Source organism: Pedobacter sp. GW822-FHT03F06 (genome assembly GCF_058801365.1).
In genome coordinates, this window is sequence record NZ_JBXANE010000004.1 from 87,499 (window position 1) to 107,357 (window position 19,859).

At 37.2% G+C, this 19,859-nt stretch carries 17 protein-coding genes; 9 read left to right on the top strand and 8 right to left on the bottom strand.

What is annotated here, in order from left to right; genetic code table 11:
- Positions 1 to 50: 50 nt before the first annotated feature.
- Positions 51 to 1,937, bottom strand: a complete 1,887-nt coding sequence (locus AC1RJ8_RS08065; protein WP_492953572.1) for an OmpA family protein — start codon at positions 1,935 to 1,937, stop codon at positions 51 to 53.
- Between the two features lie 37 nt (positions 1,938 to 1,974).
- Entirely contained in the window at positions 1,975 to 2,598 is a 624-nt protein-coding gene (locus AC1RJ8_RS08070; protein ID WP_057934199.1) for a 7-carboxy-7-deazaguanine synthase QueE, read from the bottom strand.
- Between the two features lie 107 nt (positions 2,599 to 2,705).
- Between AC1RJ8_RS08070 and AC1RJ8_RS08075 the strand changes: the two genes are divergently transcribed.
- On the top strand, positions 2,706 to 3,041 hold the full coding sequence (locus tag AC1RJ8_RS08075; RefSeq protein ID WP_492953571.1) for a Rieske (2Fe-2S) protein: 336 nt from the start codon (positions 2,706 to 2,708) through the stop codon (positions 3,039 to 3,041).
- 155 nt (positions 3,042 to 3,196) lie between these two features.
- Here AC1RJ8_RS08075 and AC1RJ8_RS08080 read toward each other — a convergent pair whose 3' ends face one another.
- The 4 genes from AC1RJ8_RS08080 to AC1RJ8_RS08095 all read right to left on the bottom strand — a co-directional run bounded on the left by AC1RJ8_RS08080 (position 3,197) and on the right by AC1RJ8_RS08095 (position 8,411).
- On the bottom strand, positions 3,197 to 4,078 hold the full coding sequence (locus AC1RJ8_RS08080; protein WP_492953570.1) for a bifunctional 5,10-methylenetetrahydrofolate dehydrogenase/5,10-methenyltetrahydrofolate cyclohydrolase: 882 nt from the start codon (positions 4,076 to 4,078) through the stop codon (positions 3,197 to 3,199).
- 117 nt (positions 4,079 to 4,195) lie between these two features.
- Positions 4,196 to 5,983 carry a translation elongation factor 4 gene (gene lepA, locus AC1RJ8_RS08085; protein WP_029275149.1) on the bottom strand — a complete coding sequence of 596 codons (1,788 nt, stop codon included), beginning with the start codon at positions 5,981 to 5,983 and terminating at the stop codon, positions 4,196 to 4,198.
- Positions 5,984 to 6,243: 260 nt separating this feature from the next.
- The gene (locus AC1RJ8_RS08090; protein ID WP_492953569.1) at positions 6,244 to 7,668 is read right to left on the bottom strand and encodes an MATE family efflux transporter; all 1,425 of its coding nucleotides are present in this window, start codon (positions 7,666 to 7,668) and stop codon (positions 6,244 to 6,246) included.
- A gap of 323 nt (positions 7,669 to 7,991) precedes the next feature.
- A complete protein-coding gene (locus tag AC1RJ8_RS08095; protein WP_492953568.1) occupies positions 7,992 to 8,411 on the bottom strand; it encodes an acyl-CoA thioesterase in 420 nt (139 codons plus the stop codon).
- Between the two features lie 114 nt (positions 8,412 to 8,525).
- Here AC1RJ8_RS08095 and AC1RJ8_RS08100 point away from each other — a divergent pair, with 114 nt between their 5' ends.
- Together AC1RJ8_RS08100 and AC1RJ8_RS08105 are read left to right on the top strand one after the other, a co-directional pair.
- Positions 8,526 to 8,729 (top strand): hypothetical protein, encoded by a 204-nt coding sequence (locus tag AC1RJ8_RS08100; RefSeq protein WP_057934204.1) that lies wholly within the window; start codon positions 8,526 to 8,528, stop codon positions 8,727 to 8,729.
- 7 nt (positions 8,730 to 8,736) lie between these two features.
- Positions 8,737 to 9,213, top strand: coding sequence for a hypothetical protein (locus AC1RJ8_RS08105; RefSeq protein WP_492953567.1), 477 nt, complete (start codon positions 8,737 to 8,739; stop codon positions 9,211 to 9,213).
- A 98-nt stretch (positions 9,214 to 9,311) separates the two neighbouring features.
- Here AC1RJ8_RS08105 and AC1RJ8_RS08110 read toward each other — a convergent pair whose 3' ends face one another.
- A complete protein-coding gene (locus AC1RJ8_RS08110; protein WP_492953566.1) occupies positions 9,312 to 9,860 on the bottom strand; it encodes a hypothetical protein in 549 nt (182 codons plus the stop codon).
- Between the two features lie 189 nt (positions 9,861 to 10,049).
- Here AC1RJ8_RS08110 and rpsO point away from each other — a divergent pair, with 189 nt between their 5' ends.
- From rpsO to AC1RJ8_RS08130, 4 genes are all read left to right on the top strand, one after another.
- Positions 10,050 to 10,334: a 30S ribosomal protein S15 gene (rpsO, locus tag AC1RJ8_RS08115; RefSeq protein ID WP_029275143.1), complete on the top strand. Its 285-nt coding sequence runs from the start codon at positions 10,050 to 10,052 to the stop codon at positions 10,332 to 10,334.
- 177 nt (positions 10,335 to 10,511) lie between these two features.
- Positions 10,512 to 12,647, top strand: a complete 2,136-nt coding sequence (gene pnp, locus AC1RJ8_RS08120) for a polyribonucleotide nucleotidyltransferase (protein WP_492953565.1) — start codon at positions 10,512 to 10,514, stop codon at positions 12,645 to 12,647.
- 290 nt (positions 12,648 to 12,937) lie between these two features.
- A complete protein-coding gene (gene rpe, locus AC1RJ8_RS08125) occupies positions 12,938 to 13,609 on the top strand; it encodes a ribulose-phosphate 3-epimerase (RefSeq protein ID WP_492953564.1) in 672 nt (223 codons plus the stop codon).
- An 85-nt stretch (positions 13,610 to 13,694) separates the two neighbouring features.
- A complete protein-coding gene (locus tag AC1RJ8_RS08130) occupies positions 13,695 to 16,121 on the top strand; it encodes a TonB-dependent receptor (RefSeq protein WP_492953563.1) in 2,427 nt (808 codons plus the stop codon).
- A 97-nt stretch (positions 16,122 to 16,218) separates the two neighbouring features.
- Here AC1RJ8_RS08130 and AC1RJ8_RS08135 read toward each other — a convergent pair whose 3' ends face one another.
- On the bottom strand, positions 16,219 to 17,064 hold the full coding sequence (locus AC1RJ8_RS08135; RefSeq protein ID WP_492953562.1) for a M57 family metalloprotease: 846 nt from the start codon (positions 17,062 to 17,064) through the stop codon (positions 16,219 to 16,221).
- A gap of 477 nt (positions 17,065 to 17,541) precedes the next feature.
- Here AC1RJ8_RS08135 and serC point away from each other — a divergent pair, with 477 nt between their 5' ends.
- Both serC and AC1RJ8_RS08145 read left to right on the top strand, forming a co-directional pair.
- On the top strand, positions 17,542 to 18,615 hold the full coding sequence (gene serC / locus AC1RJ8_RS08140; protein WP_492953561.1) for a 3-phosphoserine/phosphohydroxythreonine transaminase: 1,074 nt from the start codon (positions 17,542 to 17,544) through the stop codon (positions 18,613 to 18,615).
- Between the two features lie 62 nt (positions 18,616 to 18,677).
- The gene (locus tag AC1RJ8_RS08145; RefSeq protein WP_492953560.1) at positions 18,678 to 19,628 is read left to right on the top strand and encodes a D-2-hydroxyacid dehydrogenase; all 951 of its coding nucleotides are present in this window, start codon (positions 18,678 to 18,680) and stop codon (positions 19,626 to 19,628) included.
- Positions 19,629 to 19,859: the final 231 nt, after the last annotated feature.

Genomic DNA, 19,859 nt, shown 5'->3' on the forward strand with positions numbered 1-19,859 from the left:
TAATATAGCATAAAAGGTTCTGAAACAAGTTCAGAACGACGAACGCCTGATTAAATCTTTGTAATCACAAATGAAGTTCTACGATTGTTTTTCCTACCTGATTCAGTTTTATTATCAGCGATCGGTTTACTTGCTCCAAAGCCCTTAAAGGTAAGCCTTTTAGCATTAATACTATTTTTAATCAGGTATTCATAAACAGCATTTGCACGGTTAAAAGATAACTTTTCGTTCAGTTTATCATCGCCCACATTATCGGTATGACCCTGAATCTCAATCTGAACAGTTTCGTTTTGATGCAGAAAATCAATAAGCAGGTCTAGCTCACGGATAGAGGCAGGCAAAAGATTAAACTTATTGGTATCGAAGAAGATATTCCTTAGCGTAACATTCCCGCCCTGCTTTATTTTTTCGATATAAACTTCAATCTGATAAGGCTTATTAATATCCCCCGCCTTAAGTTCGAAGTTTTCAGAGTAAAACATATAACCTTCGGCATTTACATTAAACAAATAATTACTCCCAACAGGCATTACCGCTAAAAACTGACCGGTTTCTGGATCAGTATAATCGTCGAAAACAGTTTTATTGCTTTTCAGATCTACCACCTGAACATTACTTTCGATCGTTTTTTTAGTATCCCGGTCTCTTACTATTCCTTTTACATAAGAAATCTTGAGCGGTTTAGCGACTTCAGGAATTCCAAAACTATAAATATCCTGTAAACCAAAACCTCCTTTTAAATTCGAAGAAAACAAACCGAAACTTCCATCAGCACTTACTACCAAACCACTTTCGTCTTCATAAGAATTGATCGGATACCCCATATTGGTGGGCTTTTGCCATTTACCATCATTTTCCTGCCGGCTGTAATAAATATCTTTGTTTCCGAAACCTGGCCAACCATCAGAAGAAAAATACAAGGTTTTACCGTCTACATGTAAAAAAGGGGTGTTCTCATCAAAAGCGGTATTGATCTCTGGACCAAGATTAATGGCAGGTCCCCATTTGGCATCATCGGTAATGGTGCTTTTCCAGATATCGTAACCTCCAGATCCGCCCGGTCTGTTACTTATAAAATACAAAGTTCTTCCATCGGGACTGATTGCCGGTTGTGATTCCCAATATTCTGAATTAACGGGTTTGCCAATATTATAAGGTTCGCCCCAATCTTTTCCTTCACGGTGTGAAACATAAATATCACATCTACCCAGACCATCCGGTCGGTTGCATCCCGTAAAAAAAAGGTACTTCCCATCAGGTGAAATGGTTTGCGCCCCTTCATTGTATCGGGCAGTATTTATTTTGCTGGATAAGGGAGTAGCGACATCCCATTTACTGTTTTTAAGCTGTGATGTCCAGAAATCTTCATTACCATTTACCTGGCGGGTAAAAACCAAGGTTTCGCCATCAGCAGTTATGGAAGGAAAGTACTCAGCATCTGTTGTATTTACACCTTCACCTAAATTTGTTGGACTATATTTTACGGGTTTATTAATTGCTGTGGCAGCGAAATCACAATCTAAAAGATATTTCTTTGCTCTTCTTGCTCTATCAGATGAAGGATCTAATATCAAAAATTCATTAAAATGCTGTTTCGATTTTAAATAATCCTGACTTGCTAATTCGGTTTCAGCCAAGCCATAAATTACAGCCGGAGCTACCGTTTTATTGATCAATATGGCTTTTTCGTAAGCGGCTTTGGCATCAGCATACTTTTTTTGTGTTTTATAAACGCCAGCAAGCACAATGTAGGCATTTTGAAATAACGGATCAGCTTCAACTGCACTTTTTAATACCTGTTCGGCAGCAGCATAATCCAATTTATCAATAAATGGACCTGCTTTCTCAAAAAAAACCTGTGCTTTTTTATTCAGGGAGCTTTGCCCAAAACAATAAATACTCAGTATGCTAAAGAAGAGGGCTAAGCGAAATTTCATTACATTAACATTTGGTTATAAAGCTAATGTATTGTTTTTAAGGAATATTTAAAAATTTGTGCGTTTGTAATGAAATTTCCCATTTTGGGTTTGCCATTACATAATCAATAATTAATGGTGTAATTTCTTTTGATTTAGACCATTCGGGCTGGAGATATAATTTACAGGTAGGAGATACCATCGCCGCGTATTCTTCAGCCCATTTAAAATCGCTTTTATTAAAAACGATCACTTTTAATTCGTGCGCAAAAGGCGTAATATCCGGCCTTGGTGCTTTAAATTTCTTTGGTGATAAGCAGATCCAGTCCCAATTTCCAGAAAGAGGGTAAGCACCAGATGTTTCGATAAAGGTAAGAATACCTCTTTCTTTTAATTTGTTGGTTAAATAATCCAGGTTATAAATCAAGGGTTCACCACCGGTAATTACAACAGCCTTACCAGGGAATTTATCGGCGTTTTCAACAATTACATCTGAAGCCGTAAGTGGGTGCATTTCGGCATCCCAGCTTTCTTTCACATCGCACCAATGGCAGCCTACATCGCAGCCCCCTAAACGGATAAAATAAGCTGCTTTACCAGTATTAAATCCTTCGCCCTGTATGGTATAAAATTCTTCCATTAAAGGAAGTAATGTGCCGTCTTCTGGTATATCTTGTTTCATTTTTGAGGATGCAAATATCCTAAAAAAATATGGTGATGCTGTTCCTCTTTTAAAATTTAATGCAAAGATGAAATAAGACTGATATTTATTTGCCGTATTTTAGCTGTATGAAGTGGTTTAAGGCGCTAAATAATAATCAAATACCCCGTCCTGATACAATTAAAACAATTGAAGTTGCAGGAAAACAAATTTGTTTGATTAATAATGAAGACAAAATTACCGCAACCCAATCGCATTGTCCGCATGCTGGAGGGCATTTTAGTGGTGGCTGGTGCAAAAACGGGCACCTGGTTTGTCCAATCCATCGGTACGAATACAGTTTATCCACGGGAAGGGGAGCAGAGGGACAAGGTGATTATATCAACATCTATCCAACGGAATTACGCGAAGATGGCCTCTATATCGGTTTTGAAGAAAGCTGGTGGAGTAAACTTTGGGGGTGATTGGTTCACTAATTCATTTGTCATTAGTTTATTGGTGAATTCCCGCCTAACAAAAAAAGCGGCTCAATTTCTTGAACCGCCTTTGATATTTCTTCTGCAATGGGTTTACCTTAAACCCTCCACCTTTCAACCCTATACCTTTCAACCTTCTACCGCTAAGCGTATATCTCTTTTCTAGCCGATGCTAAAGTATTTTTCAATAAACCAACAATAGTCATTAAACCCACACCACCAGGAACAGGCGTAATGTATGAAGCCTTAGGTGCTACGTTTTCGAAATCTACATCACCATATAACTTAAAGCCAGATTTGGTTTCAGCAGAGGTTTCGCGGTTAATACCTACATCGATAATAATGGCGCCAGGTTTTACCATATCAGCCGTAACAAAATTCTTTTTACCAATAGCGGCAATCACAATATCAGCTTGGAGAACCTGTTCTTTTAAATCTTTGGTACGTGAGTGGGTAAGTGTTACTGTACAATTGCCTGGATTGGCATTGCGGGCCATTAAAATGCTCATCGGGCTACCTACAATATTACTGCGCCCCACAACAACACAATGCATTCCGGTCGTATCAATATTGTATTCCTGTAGCATCAATAAAATACCATAAGGTGTAGCCGGGATAAAGCAAGGCAGGTTGCGCATCATCCTACCCAAATTTACCGGGTGAAAACCATCCACATCTTTACGATGATCGATTTTTTCGGTAACTTTCTCCGGATCGATGTGTTTTGGCAAAGGCAATTGAACAATTAAGCCGTCTACATCATCATCCTGGTTAATTTCTTCAATTTTCGCCAATAACTCAGCTTCAGTTACTGAATTATCATATCTATGCAGTGACGATTTAAAACCAACTTTTTCGCAGTTTTTCATCTTACTGGCCACATAAGTTTCGCTACCACCATCATTGCCTACTAAAATGGCAACCAAATGCGGCTTGCGACCACTTTTATTTAAAAATTCAGCAGCTTCTTCTGCAATTTGAACTTTAATCTTTTCTGATACGTATTTACCGTCTAATAATTTCATTCTAAAAGTATCGAGTAGTGAGAATCAAGTATCAAGACCAATGGTCAACTCAATCATCACTGTGCTTTAACTATATTTTTATCTTGATACCTAATACTGGTATCTTGATACTATGTATTAATCTAATTTCAAAACCGCCATAAAAGCACTTTGTGGAATCTCTACGTTTCCAACCTGGCGCATACGTTTTTTACCTTTTTTCTGCTTTTCCAATAATTTACGTTTACGGGAAATATCACCACCATAACATTTAGCTGTTACATCCTTACGTAAAGCGCTTAGCGTTTCGCGGGCAATAACTTTGGCTCCGATAGACGCCTGTATTTTAATCTCGAATTGTTGACGAGGGATTAATTCTCTTAATTTCTCGCAGATTTTCTTTCCGAAATCGTAAGCATTACTTCTATGGATTAGCGATGATAAAGCATCAACAGGCTCATCATTTAACAATAAATCTAATCGCACCAAATCAGATTTACGATAACCAATCTGGTGATAATCAAACGAAGCGTATCCTTTAGAAAGCGTTTTTAACCTATCATAAAAGTCGAATACGATTTCGGCCATTGGCATTTCGAAAACCAACTCAACCCTGTCTGAAGTTAGATATGATTGATTAATGATCGCTCCCCGTTTTTGGATACAAAGCGACATTATTGGACCAACAAAGTCAGCCTTGGTAATAATATTTGCTTTAATATATGGTTCTTCAACCGAATCCAACTTACTTGGATCTGGCAAATCAGATGGATTATTTACAATAAACTCATCACCTTTTGTAGTGTGCGCAATGTATGATACGTTGGGAACTGTTGTAATTACCGTCATATCGAACTCACGTTCTAAACGCTCCTGGATAATCTCCATGTGCAGCATTCCTAAGAAACCACAACGGAAACCAAATCCTAATGCGGCAGAACTTTCAGGTTCGAAAACGATAGAAGCATCATTCAACTGCAACTTGTGCATGGCTTCGCGCAATTCTTCAAATTCATCCGTATCAACAGGGTAAATACCCGCAAAAACCATTGGTTTAACCTCTTCGAAACCTTGAATGGCATCTAACGAAGGCCTGGCAACAGTCGTAATCGTATCACCAACTTTTACCTCTCTGGCTTCTTTAATTCCAGAAATAATGTAACCCACATCTCCGGTTTTCACCACACTACGCGGCGACATATCCAACTTCAAAATACCAACCTCATCGGCCAGATATTCTTTACCAGTATTAATGAATTTTACTTTGTCGCCTTTTTTAATTTCGCCGTTTACTACTTTATAATAAGCAATAATTCCCCTGAATGAGTTAAAAACAGAGTCGAAAATCAAAGCTTGCAAAGGCGCTTCCGGATCACCAACCGGAGCTGGAACGCGGTCTACAATTGCCTGGATTATATCAGGAATGCCCATACCGGTTTTACCCGATGCAGGAATAATATCTTCTCGTTTGCATCCAATTAAATCAATAATCTGGTCTTTTACTTCCTCGGGCATTGCCCCAGGTAAATCCATTTTATTTAAAATCGGAATAATTTCAAGGTCGTGTTCAAGCGCTAAATATAAGTTAGAAATGGTCTGTGCCTGAATACCTTGCGAAGCATCAACAATAAGCAATGCACCCTCACAGGCGGCGATGGAACGCGAAACTTCGTACGAAAAATCTACGTGTCCAGGTGTATCAATCAGGTTGAAATTATATTCAATATCACCAACTTTATAGTTCATTTGTATGGCATGACTTTTAATTGTTATGCCTCTCTCACGCTCTAAATCCATGTTATCGAGCAATTGTGCCTGCGCCTCACGCTTTGAAATTGTCTCGGTGTATTCTAATAACCTATCAGCCAAAGTACTTTTACCGTGGTCAATATGTGCAATAATGCAAAAATTACGTATATGCTTCATCTTTGCGCAAAGATATGCTTTTTAATGGAAAATGTAAGAGGGAAAATGGAAAGCATGTTTGCCATTTTTTTACTGTTTTGGAAAGCAAAAACAAGGTCTATTCGGTTACTGCAGTCCTGCTTTCCACGATATATTTTTTAGTGAGTGCCGCCTAGAGGAGAGGTTAATTTCTTAAAAACCAATATTTAAGAGGGGTTGATTTTAGTAAATTAGTAGGCTACAATGACGAGCTGTCTATTAAGGTTTTATATTACATAAAATTAAACCATCGTTTTTTTCCATTTACCCTTTTTAAACAGGATAAATGCTGCTATGGCAATACCTGCTTCGGCCGTTGGGATGGCAATAAAAACACCTGTTGGGCCCATTTCTAAAAACTTGGCCAAAAAGTAAGCCAAAGGAATCTGGAACAACCAAAAGGCAAAAACATTAATTTTGGTAGGCGTCCAGGTATCGCCAGCGCCATTAAACGCACTACTGAATACCATCGCAGCTCCATAAATCACAAAACCAATACTTAAAATTTTTAAAGCTTTGCTTGCAACGGCAATTACAATTTCATCTGATGTAAAAAATGCCGCGAACAAATGTCCACAGGTTAAGAACAGTACACTTACTACTGCCATGAAAATAATAATGTATTTCAAGGTTTGGAATACCGATTTTTCAGCGCGGTCTATATGGCCAGCGCCCAAATTCTGACCAACCAAGGTAGCGGCTGCATTGCTTAAGCCCCAGGCTGGCAACATAAAAAACATCATGAGCCGTAGTGCTGTTTGGTAACCCGCCGACCCAGTATCGCCACCGGTGGTGGCAACAAGTTCTGCCAAAAACACCCAGCTACAACTCGCAATTACGAACTGAAAAATAGCCGGAGCGGCAATCTTAACGATGGCTTTAATCTGGGTAAAATCAGGCAAGAAGTGACTAATGCGTATTTTTAATATGTTTTTACCACTAAACAGATTATAAACCTGATAAGTAACACCCAAACCGCGGCCAATTGTTGTGGCAATGGCAGCACCTGTTAAACCAAATGCAGGTATTGGCCCTAAACCATTGATAAAAATAGGGCAGAGGATGATATTCGCAATATTGGCGATCCATAAACTCCTCATGGCGATGGCCGCATTACCTGCCCCTCTAAAAATCCCATTGATTAAGAATAAGAGTACAATAATGATACTTCCACCCATCATAATCCGGACAAATGGAACGCCTTGAGCGGCTGTTTCAGCTGAAGCCCCCATGAGCAATAGAATATCTCTGGCGTAAATTAAGCCCAGAATACTGATGATAATGTTAACGAAAACCGCAATTACAATCGTCTGCATACCGGCTTTTGATGCCGCTTCCGGATTTTTCTCGCCAATTCTCCTGGCAACCACCGCTGTCGCGGCCATACTCAACCCGATGGCCAATGAGTAAATAATGGTTAACACCGATTCTGTTAAACCAACGGTTTGTATGGCGTGACTACTGTTTTCCAAGTGCCCTACAAAATACAGATCGACTAAGGCAAAAACCGACTCCATAGCCATTTCCAGCATCATTGGAATGGCCAATAAAATAATTGCGCGTTTGATACTAATTGAAGTTAAATCAACCTCATGACCTTTTAAAGATTGGACGAGGATATCGAAAAAAGACGAAAGTTTGCCCTGCGTCTTTGTTGACTGTGACATATAATAAAGTAAAGTGTAAGGATATAAACCAATGATACGCCTTTAAGCGTACATATCTAAAAATTGAAAGGGGGAGGGAATCCTCGGTTATTTAGAACCTCAAACGGATTGCAGATACTATCATGGCTCTGTTCTTTTTGATGAACCAAAGATAGATAAAATTTTGAATTGTCAAATTTAGATGACTATTTTTTTTGTGAAAGTGATTAATTTTTTATTGTTATCCATGGTATGTGTCTCACAGACCATCCAGGTGGATTTACGAGTGTTTTTTTTATCACGTAGACTATTTAACAGCTATCAGTCTGAGCGCAGTCGAACACTTATATACTATAGGCTTTAATCATTTCTTCTGAAACCTTTGTTCCACGGCCAGTAGTTAAATCAATCAATACGTAATCAAAAATGCCATCTGAAGCTACTTTGCCAGTTTTTCGATTAACGATTTCGAATTGAACCGAACAACCTTTATCGTTCATTGTTAAAATACCAGTCCTAATCAGCATTAAGTCATTCATTAACAATGGGCGTTTAAAGTTAATGTCAACATGGCTTACAACCCAGCCCAGCCCCTGTTTGGTAAAATGCTCCCAAGGCATACCGTAGAATTTTTCCATTTGCTCATAACGTGCTGCCAGTACATAATCAAGGTATTTACTATTATGTACATGGTTAAACATATCGATATCATCAGGACGAACCCGTAATTCACTTTCGAAAATGCTGTATTGATTCTTTTCCAACGGTAAATGTTTTGTGCAAAAGTATTAATAAAGCTTGATTGTAAAGTATTGCTTGCAAAATGTGGAAGAAAATGTAATGTATTACTTGACAATTTTTCGTATTTTTGATATGAAATGGGAAAACTCAAATTATATGATATTAATACTCCGCGCGAAACAATCGTTGAGGAACGTGATGCTATTTATTTGAGTCGCACCCCTGAGCAGCGTTTTTTTAGCGTTCTGCAGCTTAATAATATTTCGGTTACCATGAATGGCGGCAAGCCACTAAAATCTCCGCAAGGCAAAGGGCTTGTAATCCGTAAGCCATCAATTTAATTGGTTTATGTCTTTTGATAAAGAAAATCCTGAAATGCTTTTGTTATTAGAAACATTTGAGCATTTTAACGTCAATTATCTAATTGTTGGCGGCTTTGCCGTTAACCGATATGGTTACAACCGTACTACAGGCGATTTAGACATCTACTTAAAAGACACAGAAGAGAACAGGCAAAACCTTATTTACGCTTTAGATAAAATGGGTTACGGCCGGTACGATATGTTGTTAGACGTTCCAATTATAGCAGGCTATTGTGAAGTCTTAATGGATGATGGCATGTATGCAGATCTAATGACCGATATCCCCGGGTTGGATAAACAGAAATTTAATGAGTATTTTGAAATGGCTACAGTTGATGAAATAAATGGAATTAAAGCCAGATTTCTTCATTATAACCACCTTTTAGACAATAAGCGGGCAACAAACAGACCTAAGGATCAATTGGATGTTTTGGAATTAGAGCGCATTAATAAAAGAAATTAAGTTAATTGCAACATCTGTACCTAAACAGGACTTAGGGGCAAGAGGGTAGCAAACGATGTAAAACTGAATTGGCTTTTTAAAAAATGATAAATTAAAATTTAATCAATTTCCTGTGGCCCGGCTTTATCATTACTGATAAAACGCCATTCTTCTCCATAAAGCGATTTATATTGAACCATAATTTTAATATTAGCTTTTTCTACTAGCGGTCCCAGGTGTTCATCGTTTATATTGATCAGACTTAACTTTTCGCCGACAGGCAAAATTTCATTTTTCCAAAGATTAGTTAGCACGACAGATTTAGTAGCTTCTAATTTGTTATCGTTTTTTATTTCTTTAAGAATTTCCGCAATATTCTCATAACGTTCATTTTTGTAATAAAAACCATAATCGGATACTATGGCCGGGCCAAGTCCTTGGTTTACAATCAGAAACTCATAATGATAATTATCTTCCCCAGTTTTTTTTATATCCGAAAAACTGTTTGAATAACTCATAAGCAGGGGTTTCACAGAAGCATATTGCTGAACTTTTTGCAACCTGGTTTGATATAAGGTTATAATAATGGCACAAACACTGGTTACAATTGCACATAAACCAACCACAGTATTTAATGATAACTTGGACTTATTTTGCGCTTTCTGCATATTTCATGAGGTTTTAAATTCAATCTAAAATAGAAAATATCAGTTGTTGAACCAATAACGTGCTGAATATTTCCAAAACGCCTAATACACAAGAAAGATAATAATAACAGGCACTTGCTTATAAATAAAAATAGCCTTATCTTTGCGCCACAATTAATTAATTTTTTATTGCTTTAATATTATTCAAGAATGTATTTAAGTCCAGAGAAAAAAGCTGTAATCTTTAAAGAACACGGCAAAGTAGAAACCAACACTGGTTCTGCAGAAGGTCAAGTAGCGTTATTTACATACCGTATTGCGCACTTAACGGAACACTTAAAGAAAAATCGTAAAGATTTCTCTACCCAGTTGTCACTTCAAAAATTGGTAGGTAAACGCCGCGGTATTTTGGCTTACCTATACAAAAAAGATATTGAGCGCTATCGTGCTATCATCAAAGCTTTATCGCTTCGTGATATCATCAAACAAAAATAAGCGCAAGTTTATCGATAAAAGCCATTCTTTAGGGAATGGCTTTTTAATTCCCTGTTAATTTTTTTAACGGGTTTTATTATAGATAGGCTTTTTTAATCCTATCTTCGTTTGCAAAAACAAAAACATATATAAACAACGGTGTGTAGAAAGAGGAAAACACACCATAATTCTAATTAAATGAATGTAATAAAAAAATCGTTCGATTTGGGCGATGGCAGAATTGTAGAAATTGAAACGGGTAAACTGGCTAAACAAGCTGATGGTTCGGTTGTAGTAAAAATGGGCGATACAATGTTGTTGGCAACAGTTGTATCTACTGTTGGTGCTAAACCAGGTACTGATTTTTTACCATTATCGGTTGATTATCAGGAAAAATATGCGGCTACAGGCCGTATTCCAGGAGGCTTTTTACGTCGTGAAGCAAGGTTATCTGATTACGAGGTTTTAATCTCTCGTTTGGTGGATAGAGCTTTACGCCCAATGTTTCCAAGTGATTATCACTCTGATACACAGGTGATGATTTCTTTAATCTCTGCTGATAAAGATATTATGCCTGATTGTTTGGCAGGTTTAGCAGCATCAGCTGCATTATCGGTATCTGATATTCCTTTCAACGGTCCGATTTCTGAAGTACGTGTAGCGAAAATTGATGGTAAATTGGTAATCAATCCATTAGCTAGCCAATTAGAACGTGCAACTTTAGAGTTTATGGTTGCTGGTTCAGCTAACGATATAGGCATGGTTGAAGGTGAGTGTGATGAGATTCAGGAAGATGAAATGGTTGAGGCTTTAAAATTTGCACATGATGCAATTAAAGTTCAATGTGCCGTTCAGGTTGAATTAACAGAGGCTACTGGCAAAACCGTTAAACGCGAATACAGCCACGAAGATCATGATGCTGATTTAAAAGCTAAGGTTTATGCTGATACTTACGATAAAGTTTATGCCGTAGCAAAAGCTGGTGGCAATAAAGATGTCCGTAAAGAAGGTTTCACTGCAATTATTAACGAATTCTTCGAGGCTATGCCAGAAGATACTGCAGATTTAACTAAAGCAATGGCTAAACATTATTATCATGATGTTCAGTACGATGCCATCAGAAACCTATTGTTAGATGAAGGTATCCGTTTAGATGGCCGTAAGACTACCGAAATCCGCCCGATCTGGAGTGAAGTTGGTTATTTACCTGCTGCTCACGGTTCAGCTGTATTTACACGTGGCGAAACACAATCATTAACTTCAGTTACTTTAGGTAGTAAAGATGATGAGCAAATGATTGATGGTGCTTTCTTTAATGGTTACAACAAATTCTTATTGCACTATAATTTCCCTGGTTTCTCAACTGGCGAGGTTAGACCAAACAGAGGCGCTGGCCGTCGCGAAATTGGTCACGGTGCTTTAGCACAACGTTCATTGAAAAAAGTGTTGCCTCAAGGTGAAGCAAATCCTTATACCATCCGTATTGTTTCTGATATCTTAGAATCTAACGGTTCATCATCAATGGCAACTGTTTGTGCTGGTACATTAGCATTAATGGATGCAGGTATTAAAATCAAGTCTCCAGTTTCAGGTATCGCAATGGGTTTAATTACCGATGAGAAAACCGGTAAATATGCAATCCTTTCTGATATTTTAGGTGATGAAGACCACTTAGGTGATATGGACTTTAAAGTAACTGGTACTGAACACGGTATCGTTGCTTGCCAGATGGACTTAAAAATCAATGGTTTATCTTACGAAGTTTTAACCAAAGCTTTGTTACAGGCTAAAGAAGGTCGTTTACACATCTTAAACGAGATGAAGAAAACCATCAGCTCGCCTAACGAAGATTACAAACCACATGCACCACGTATTGTTTCTTTAACTATTGATAAAGAATTTATCGGTGCAATTATCGGCCCTGGAGGTAAAATTATCCAGGAAATGCAACGCGAAACCGGTGCTTCAATCTCTATCGAAGAAGTTGATGGCAAAGGTATTGTAGAAGTATTTGCAGATAACAAAGCAGCTATCGATGCAGCGGTTACCCGTATCCGTAATATCGTAGCTAAGCCAGAAATCGGCGAAGTTTACCAAGGTAAAGTAAAATCAATTATGCCATTTGGTGCATTTGTTGAGGTGATGCCAGGTAAAGATGGTTTATTGCACATCTCTGAAATTTCATGGGAACGTTTAGAAACCATGGATGGTGTATTAAAAGAAGGTGATAAAATCGAGGTTAAATTATTAGACATCGATAAGCAAGGTAAAATGAAACTTTCTCGTAAAGTTTTATTGCCAAGACCGGAAAAACCAGCAGCGCCACAAGCGTAATAATCAATACGTCACGCTGAACTTGATTCAGCATCTGTTTAATAGACCCTGAAATAAATTCAGGGTGACGACACAAATAATAAAACCCTTTCAGTTTTACTGGAAGGGTTTTTATTTTATTTAAAAATTTAACTTCGGGCTTTCTGACTAAAAACTTTCGGACTTCTTTCGTAACTTGCATTCTTAGTAAATCGTACAAACAAATCGTCATTGCGAGGCACGAAGCAATCTTCAAGTAGACTATTTTAAAAGATTGCTTCGTGCCTCGCAATGACGGAATTATAAAAGAAATGAAATACATCATTGCCCCATCCATACTTTCTGCCGATTTCGGCAATTTACAACGAGATATTGAAATGATTAACCACAGCGAGGCCGATTGGTTCCACGTTGATGTGATGGATGGTGTTTTCGTTCCAAACATTTCTTTTGGTTTTCCCATCATGGCTGCTGTAAAAAAGCATGCGACCAAAGCTTTAGATGTACATTTAATGATTGTTGAGCCAGATAAATATGTTCAGGATTTTGCCAAAGCAGGAGCAGATAGGATCACGGTACATTATGAAGCCTGCACACACCTGCATAGAACCATTCAGTTAATTAAAGCTTCTGGTTGCAAAGCTGGTGTAGCACTAAATCCTCATACACCAGTAACCTTATTGCAGGATGTAATTGAAGATCTTGATCTTGTACTCATTATGTCGGTTAATCCTGGTTTTGGTGGACAAGCTTTTATCCATAATACCTACAAGAAAATAAAGGATTTAAAGACTTTGATTCAAGGGGTAAATGAAGACTTAATAATCGAAATCGATGGTGGTGTTGGTTTGCAAAATATTGCTACATTAGTATCAGCAGGTGCCAATGCTTTTGTGGCCGGAAATGCGATTTTCGCAACAGATAATCCAACGGAAACCATTTCTAAAATGAAAAGCTTGACAACTAGCGCTATAAATATTTAAATTGTTAAATGTTTTATTGCTAAATTGTTTTTAGGGTGAGGCGCATACAGTCTTAATACCTGATACTTTTGTCTTGATACTAAAAATGCTCAAATTTCGGCTAATCCTCTTCCTTTTAATTGCTGGTTGCAGTTTTGCGGTTGCCCAGCCTTTAGTTAGGGTTTCGGGGATAGTTTACAGTGATGAAAAATTACCCTTGGCGCAGGTTACCGTAATCGTTTTAGGGCAGGCACAATCAACAGTTACTGATGAGTTTGGTGTATATACCATTTATTCAAAATCGAAAACGTTTAGCATTAAATATTCGCTTTTGGGCTATCAACCGCAAACAATAAAATTTAGTGAGCGGTCGGGTGCTCGCATTATCAAACAGATAAATTTAATTGCCAATATCAATGAATTAGAACAGGTTAACATTACCAATAAACAGAATCAGTTAAGTAACACTACTACTATTAATATTGCCGATGTTTCTTCAATGCCATTGGTTTCTGGGAATTTTGAAACCATGCTCAAAACCCTGCCAGGTGTATCTACAAACAACGAACTCAGTGCCCAGTATAGCGTTCGGGGAGGTAATTTCGATGAAAATCTGATTTACATTAACGATGTAGAAATTAACCGACCGGTATTGATCCGCAATGGACAGCAGGAGGGACTAAGTTTTATCAATTCAGACCTGGTGAGCAAAGCAAAATTCTCTGCAGGTGGCTTTGAAGCGAAATATGGCGATAAACTTTCTTCAATCTTAGATATTAAATACGATAAACCGGATAGTAATCAAACCATCTTTAGCAGCAGTCTTTTAAACACTTCGTTAACAACCAAAAAGCTGTTCAAAAACAGCTTCATTTTGGCTGGTTTACGCTATAAAAATAATTCGAGTGTATTAATTAAACAGGACGAAAAGGGAAGTTATAGTCCAAATTTTGCCGATGCGCAGCTCCTGTATCAATATGATTTTTCATCAAAATTCAACATCAGTTTTTTGGGCAGTTTTAATCTTGGTCAGTTTAAATTGGTACCCACCAATAGAGAAACCCAGTTCGGAACATTGAGCACTACATTAAGGCTAAATGTGGACTATATGGGACAAGAAATAGACGATTACCAAACTTTGGGAAGCGCCGTTACCGCTACTTATTCGCCCAAACCAAATCTGGTGATCAAGTTTATTAACAGTTATTTTAGTACGGTAGAAAGAGAGCGTTTCGATATTAATGGCAGCTATATTTTTGATGAGGTGGATAATAATTTTTTAGGTGAAAATTTTGGGGTGATCAATAAAAACAGGGGCATTGGCAGTTATTATAATTATGGAAGAAATAGTTTAAATACACAAATTTTCGCTTCTGAAATAAAAGTAGATCAAAATTTCAATAATCATGTTTTTTCCTGGGGGATAAAATTTGATAAATCTAATTACGACGATCAGTTGAATGAATATAACTATACCGATTCTGCCGGCTTCATTTTGCCCAACAATTCGAAAAATATTACGTTACAAAATGTAATCAACATACAGAACAATATCGATATTAAAAACTACAGTGCTTATATCCAGGATAGTTATTCGCTTTCAAATTCGGCAGAACTGCAATTGGGCGCCCGTGCTACCTACAGTTCATTAAGCAAGCAGTTGCTAATCAGTCCGAGGATATTAATTGCTTACCGGCCTAACTCGAACAATAAAATTTTAAGGTTTTCTGCCGGCGTTTACAAACAACCGCCTTCCTACCGGACCATTCGTGATTTTTCGGGCGTGCTGAATATCGATCAGAAAGCGCAAAGTTCTTACAATACTTCTCTGGGTTATGAATACGCTTTCGATGCTTTTGGAACGCGCTTGAAGTTTACTTCTGAGGCATATTTTAAATATTCGGACCGATTGATTCCGTATAAAATAGACAACCTGAGAATTAAATACCTGGCGAATGAGGTCTCTCGTGGTTATGCTTATGGTGCCGATTTCAGTATTGGCGGCGAATTTGTTAAGGATCTGGTTTCTTATTTCAGAATGTCGGTTATACATGCCAACGAAGATATTATTGGAGATAGTTATATCCAGAATGGAACTACGATTTATCCTGGCTATCTAAAAAGACCAACTGATCAACGTTTAAATTTCTCCATATTTTTCCAGGATAAATTATTAAATAGTCCAACTTATAAAGTACACTTAAACGCGCTTTATGGCTCAAAATTACCGATCGGTCCATCGCAAACACCAAGGTATTTGGATAAGTTTTTTATCCCATCATATAAGCGTGTAGATATCGGTTTTTCCAAAGATTTCCTTGATGACGCCGCTTTGCACAAACCCAAATTTTTAGACAAGAATTTCAGTTCAGTTATTCTGTTTTTCGAGGTTTTTAATATGTTGAATATCAACAACACCGTTTCATACTTATGGCTAAAAGATGTAGATAATGTACAGTATGCTATTCCAAATTATTTAACAGGCAGACAGTTTAATTTAAAATTGATTGTGAAGCTTAAGAACAGACCGTAAAACATTAACCAACTGGCTAAATATCATTAAAAGATATTTTAAAAAAGGCGTCTTTATAGTGATATCTAACGCCTTTATTAAATAATTGTCTTTATTTTTATTTATAAAGATGCTTAAGTGCAACGATATCATTATCGTTAAAAGTACTGCTACTACCATCAAAACAGGCTAACATTATAGATCCGGCGTCTGGTTTTGATGGTGTTCCTTTAATGCGAATGGCACCAATATCAGCCTTCCCCTCATTATTATTTCCGGGATCATTCGGACAGCTAAAATTCCGGTTCATATAATCGGTATGTCTGAAACCAATACAATGGCCAATTTCATGCTGGAGTACAGAAGCGATGTAATTCTTGTTTGGATTAGTACCATAGGCCTGCGGGTGTATATTCATTTTAATGTTTGGATGTGGCTCACCTGATGCTTTAGGAAAGCCAGCATACCCAAGCAAAATTGTTCCATTAGGTTTAGGTCCCTCACGAAAGCCACCGATGTGTATATCGCCTGTTTTGCCAGACATCGCTCTTTTGAATTTAATCCTTAAGTCTAACGCATTATACCTTGAAATCATTATATCTGCAGCTTTACTGTATGGATCTGCTAAATTGGAGCCTATCGATATGCTGATTACTCGTGGTAAACTTTTAACAAGGTTTTTGGTTCTGTATTGTTCAGTTTCAGCAATATTAAGGCTAGTTCCCGACACTGTTTCAGTTAAATTTTCTTCAGTTAAAAAAATATCACCTTCTACTACATACCCATCCTCATACTTTTCTACGTTGCTAGTACCAAACCCCAAGCTTTTTATCTGCTCAATTTTATCAGTTGGTACATCAATTTTAGTTTCTACTGTTTGTTCAGTTACATTGTTTTTACAAGCGTAAAATGCTGTTATAAATAAACAGGCTGTAATTGTTGACGAAAATTTTAGATGCTTCATACACTTGACATTTTAAATTTTTAAATAGCTTACTAATAGCGTTTTAAAATCGCTTTGTTCTCCTCGTAATTAACAGCTATCGCATATTTTTGTTTGATAAATTCAATTTATACGAAGATCGGCAATCTAGCTGTTCTGATAAATAGTTATAAAAGGGGAAATTGTGTTTAAGCAGTACTAGGATAACTGATCAGAGCTTGTAATTCGAATCGTATTCAACGTTGTTTTATAAGCTAGAAATGATATTAAATCGCTAAATCTGAAAAAGGTTTACCAACTGATGAAAACACCATAATTACTACTCAAAATAAAAAATGAATAAACAATTTTAGTTAAACGATTTAATTACAAAAACTGCAATAAATTAATCAATTTTCTACTTTTTTTTAACAAAATTTAATTTTTTATGATACGATTTTATGGGCATAACTGCTTTAAAAATTTTACATTTACGCCCATAAAACATTATATAATAAGATGAAGCATAATTTTGGCGCAGGCCCTTGTATTTTACCTCAAGAAGTGTTTAAACAAGCAGCTCAGGCTGTTTTAGATTTTAACGATGGATTATCAATTTTAGAAATTTCGCACAGAACAACCGAATTTGAGGCAGTTGTTGCTGAAGCTGATAAGTTGGTAAAGGAATTATTAAATGTGCCGTCGGGTTATTCCGTTTTATTTTTACAAGGTGGTGCAAGTTTACAGTTTGCAATGGTTCCGATGAATTTATTGGGCGATGGGCAAACAGCAAGTTATTTAGATTCAGGCGTTTGGGCAACCAAAGCATTAAAAGAAGCTAAATTTATCGGTAATGTAAATGTGGTTGCTTCTTCTAAAGATGCAAACTACACTTTTATTCCAAAGGATTTTGAAATCCCAGCTGATAGTGCTTATTTCCACTATACTTCAAACAATACCATTTACGGAACTGAGCTTTTCGAAGTCCCTAAAACAAACGTTCCTGTTGTTTGCGATATGTCTTCTGATATTATGAGCCGTGTAATCGATGTTTCTAAATTCGATTTAATTTATGCCGGAGCTCAAAAAAATGTAGGTCCTGCTGGTTTAACCATCGCTATTGTTAAGAATGAAGTTTTAGGTAAAATCGACCGTAAAATTCCATCTATGTTGAACTATCAATCGCATATCGATAACGATTCGATGTACAATACACCTCCGGTTTTCTCAATCTATGTAGCTTTATTAAATCTACGTTGGTTAAAATCAAAAGGTGGCGTTGCTGAGATTGAAAAAGAAAACAAACAAAAAGCAGAAGCACTTTACAGAGAGATCGACCGTAATCCATTATTTAAAGGAACTTGTGCAGTTGAAGACCGTTCTAGAATGAATGTTTGCTTCGTAATGGAAAACCCAGAATTGGAAAAACCATTTTTGAAATATGCTGAAGAGCAAGGTATTGTGGGTATTAAAGGGCACAGAAGTGTTGGTGGTTTCCGTGCATCGATGTATAATGCATTGCCAATTACAAGTGTACATGCCCTGGTAGATGCCATGCAGGTATTTGAAGAACAACAGGCAAAAACAAATTAAGAATTAATTATAACCGCAGATTATCAATATAATCGTTTTAATCTGTGTAATCATAAATAACAATGATTAAAATATTAGCAAACGATGGGATTGATCCGATCGGAAAAGAATTATTAGAAAAAGCAGGTTTCCAGGTTGATACTGAAACCGTTCCTCAGGATAAATTAGCTGAAGCATTAAAAAACTATGATGCCATTACTGTACGTAGTGCAACAAAAGTTAGAAAAGAATTAATTGATGCTGTACCTAACATCAAATTAATTGGTAGAGGTGGAGTAGGCATGGATAATATCGATGTAGAATATGCACGTAGCCAAGGCATTAATGTAGTAAACACGCCAGCTGCGTCTTCGTTATCCGTTGCCGAGTTGGTATTCTCTCACTTATTTACAGGTATCAGGTTTTTACAGGATGCTAACCGTAAAATGCCGGTAGAAGGTTCAACCCAATTCAATAACTTGAAAAAAGCTTATGCTAAAGGAACTGAATTAAGTGGTAAAACCATCGGTATTATCGGTTTCGGCCGTATCGGTCGAGCCACTGCAAAAGTGGCTTTAGGCTTAGGCATGAATGTTTTGGCTTACGATTTATATCCTTCAGAATCTGAAATTACACTAGAATTCCAAGGCGGGAAATCAGTAAGCATTCCAATTAAAACGGTTTCATTGGACGAAGTAATTGCAGGAAGTGATTTCTTTAGTTTACATACTCCATTTGCTGATAAACCAATTTTAGGTGCAGAAGAATTTGCTAAAATGAAAAACGGAGTAGGTATTGTAAACTGTTCACGCGGTGGAACAATTGATGAACCAGCTTTAATTGAAGCACTGAATTCTGGTAAAGTTTCTTTCGCTGGTTTAGATGTTTTCGATAACGAGCCTACACCATTGGCAGAAATTTTAACCCATCCAAAAATCTCTTTAACACCACATATTGGTGCATCAACTAACGAAGCACAAGAACGTATTGGTACGGAACTGGCCACGCTGATTATTGAGCATTTTAAGAATTAACATTAGTGCCATCACCCTGAACTTGTTTCAGGGTCTTTCAAAAACAGGTGCTGAAATAAATTTACTGCGTAACTTTCCACTGCGCTACAGGTCAGCATGACGAATTTTGTAAAAAGACCAATCTCAGATTGGTCTTTTTTAATCTAGCGCATTCGTTAGCACCCAATAGCGATAACCCAATATCGCTCTCTGAAAAGCAGTCAGCTTATTCGGATCTTTTCTATACAAACT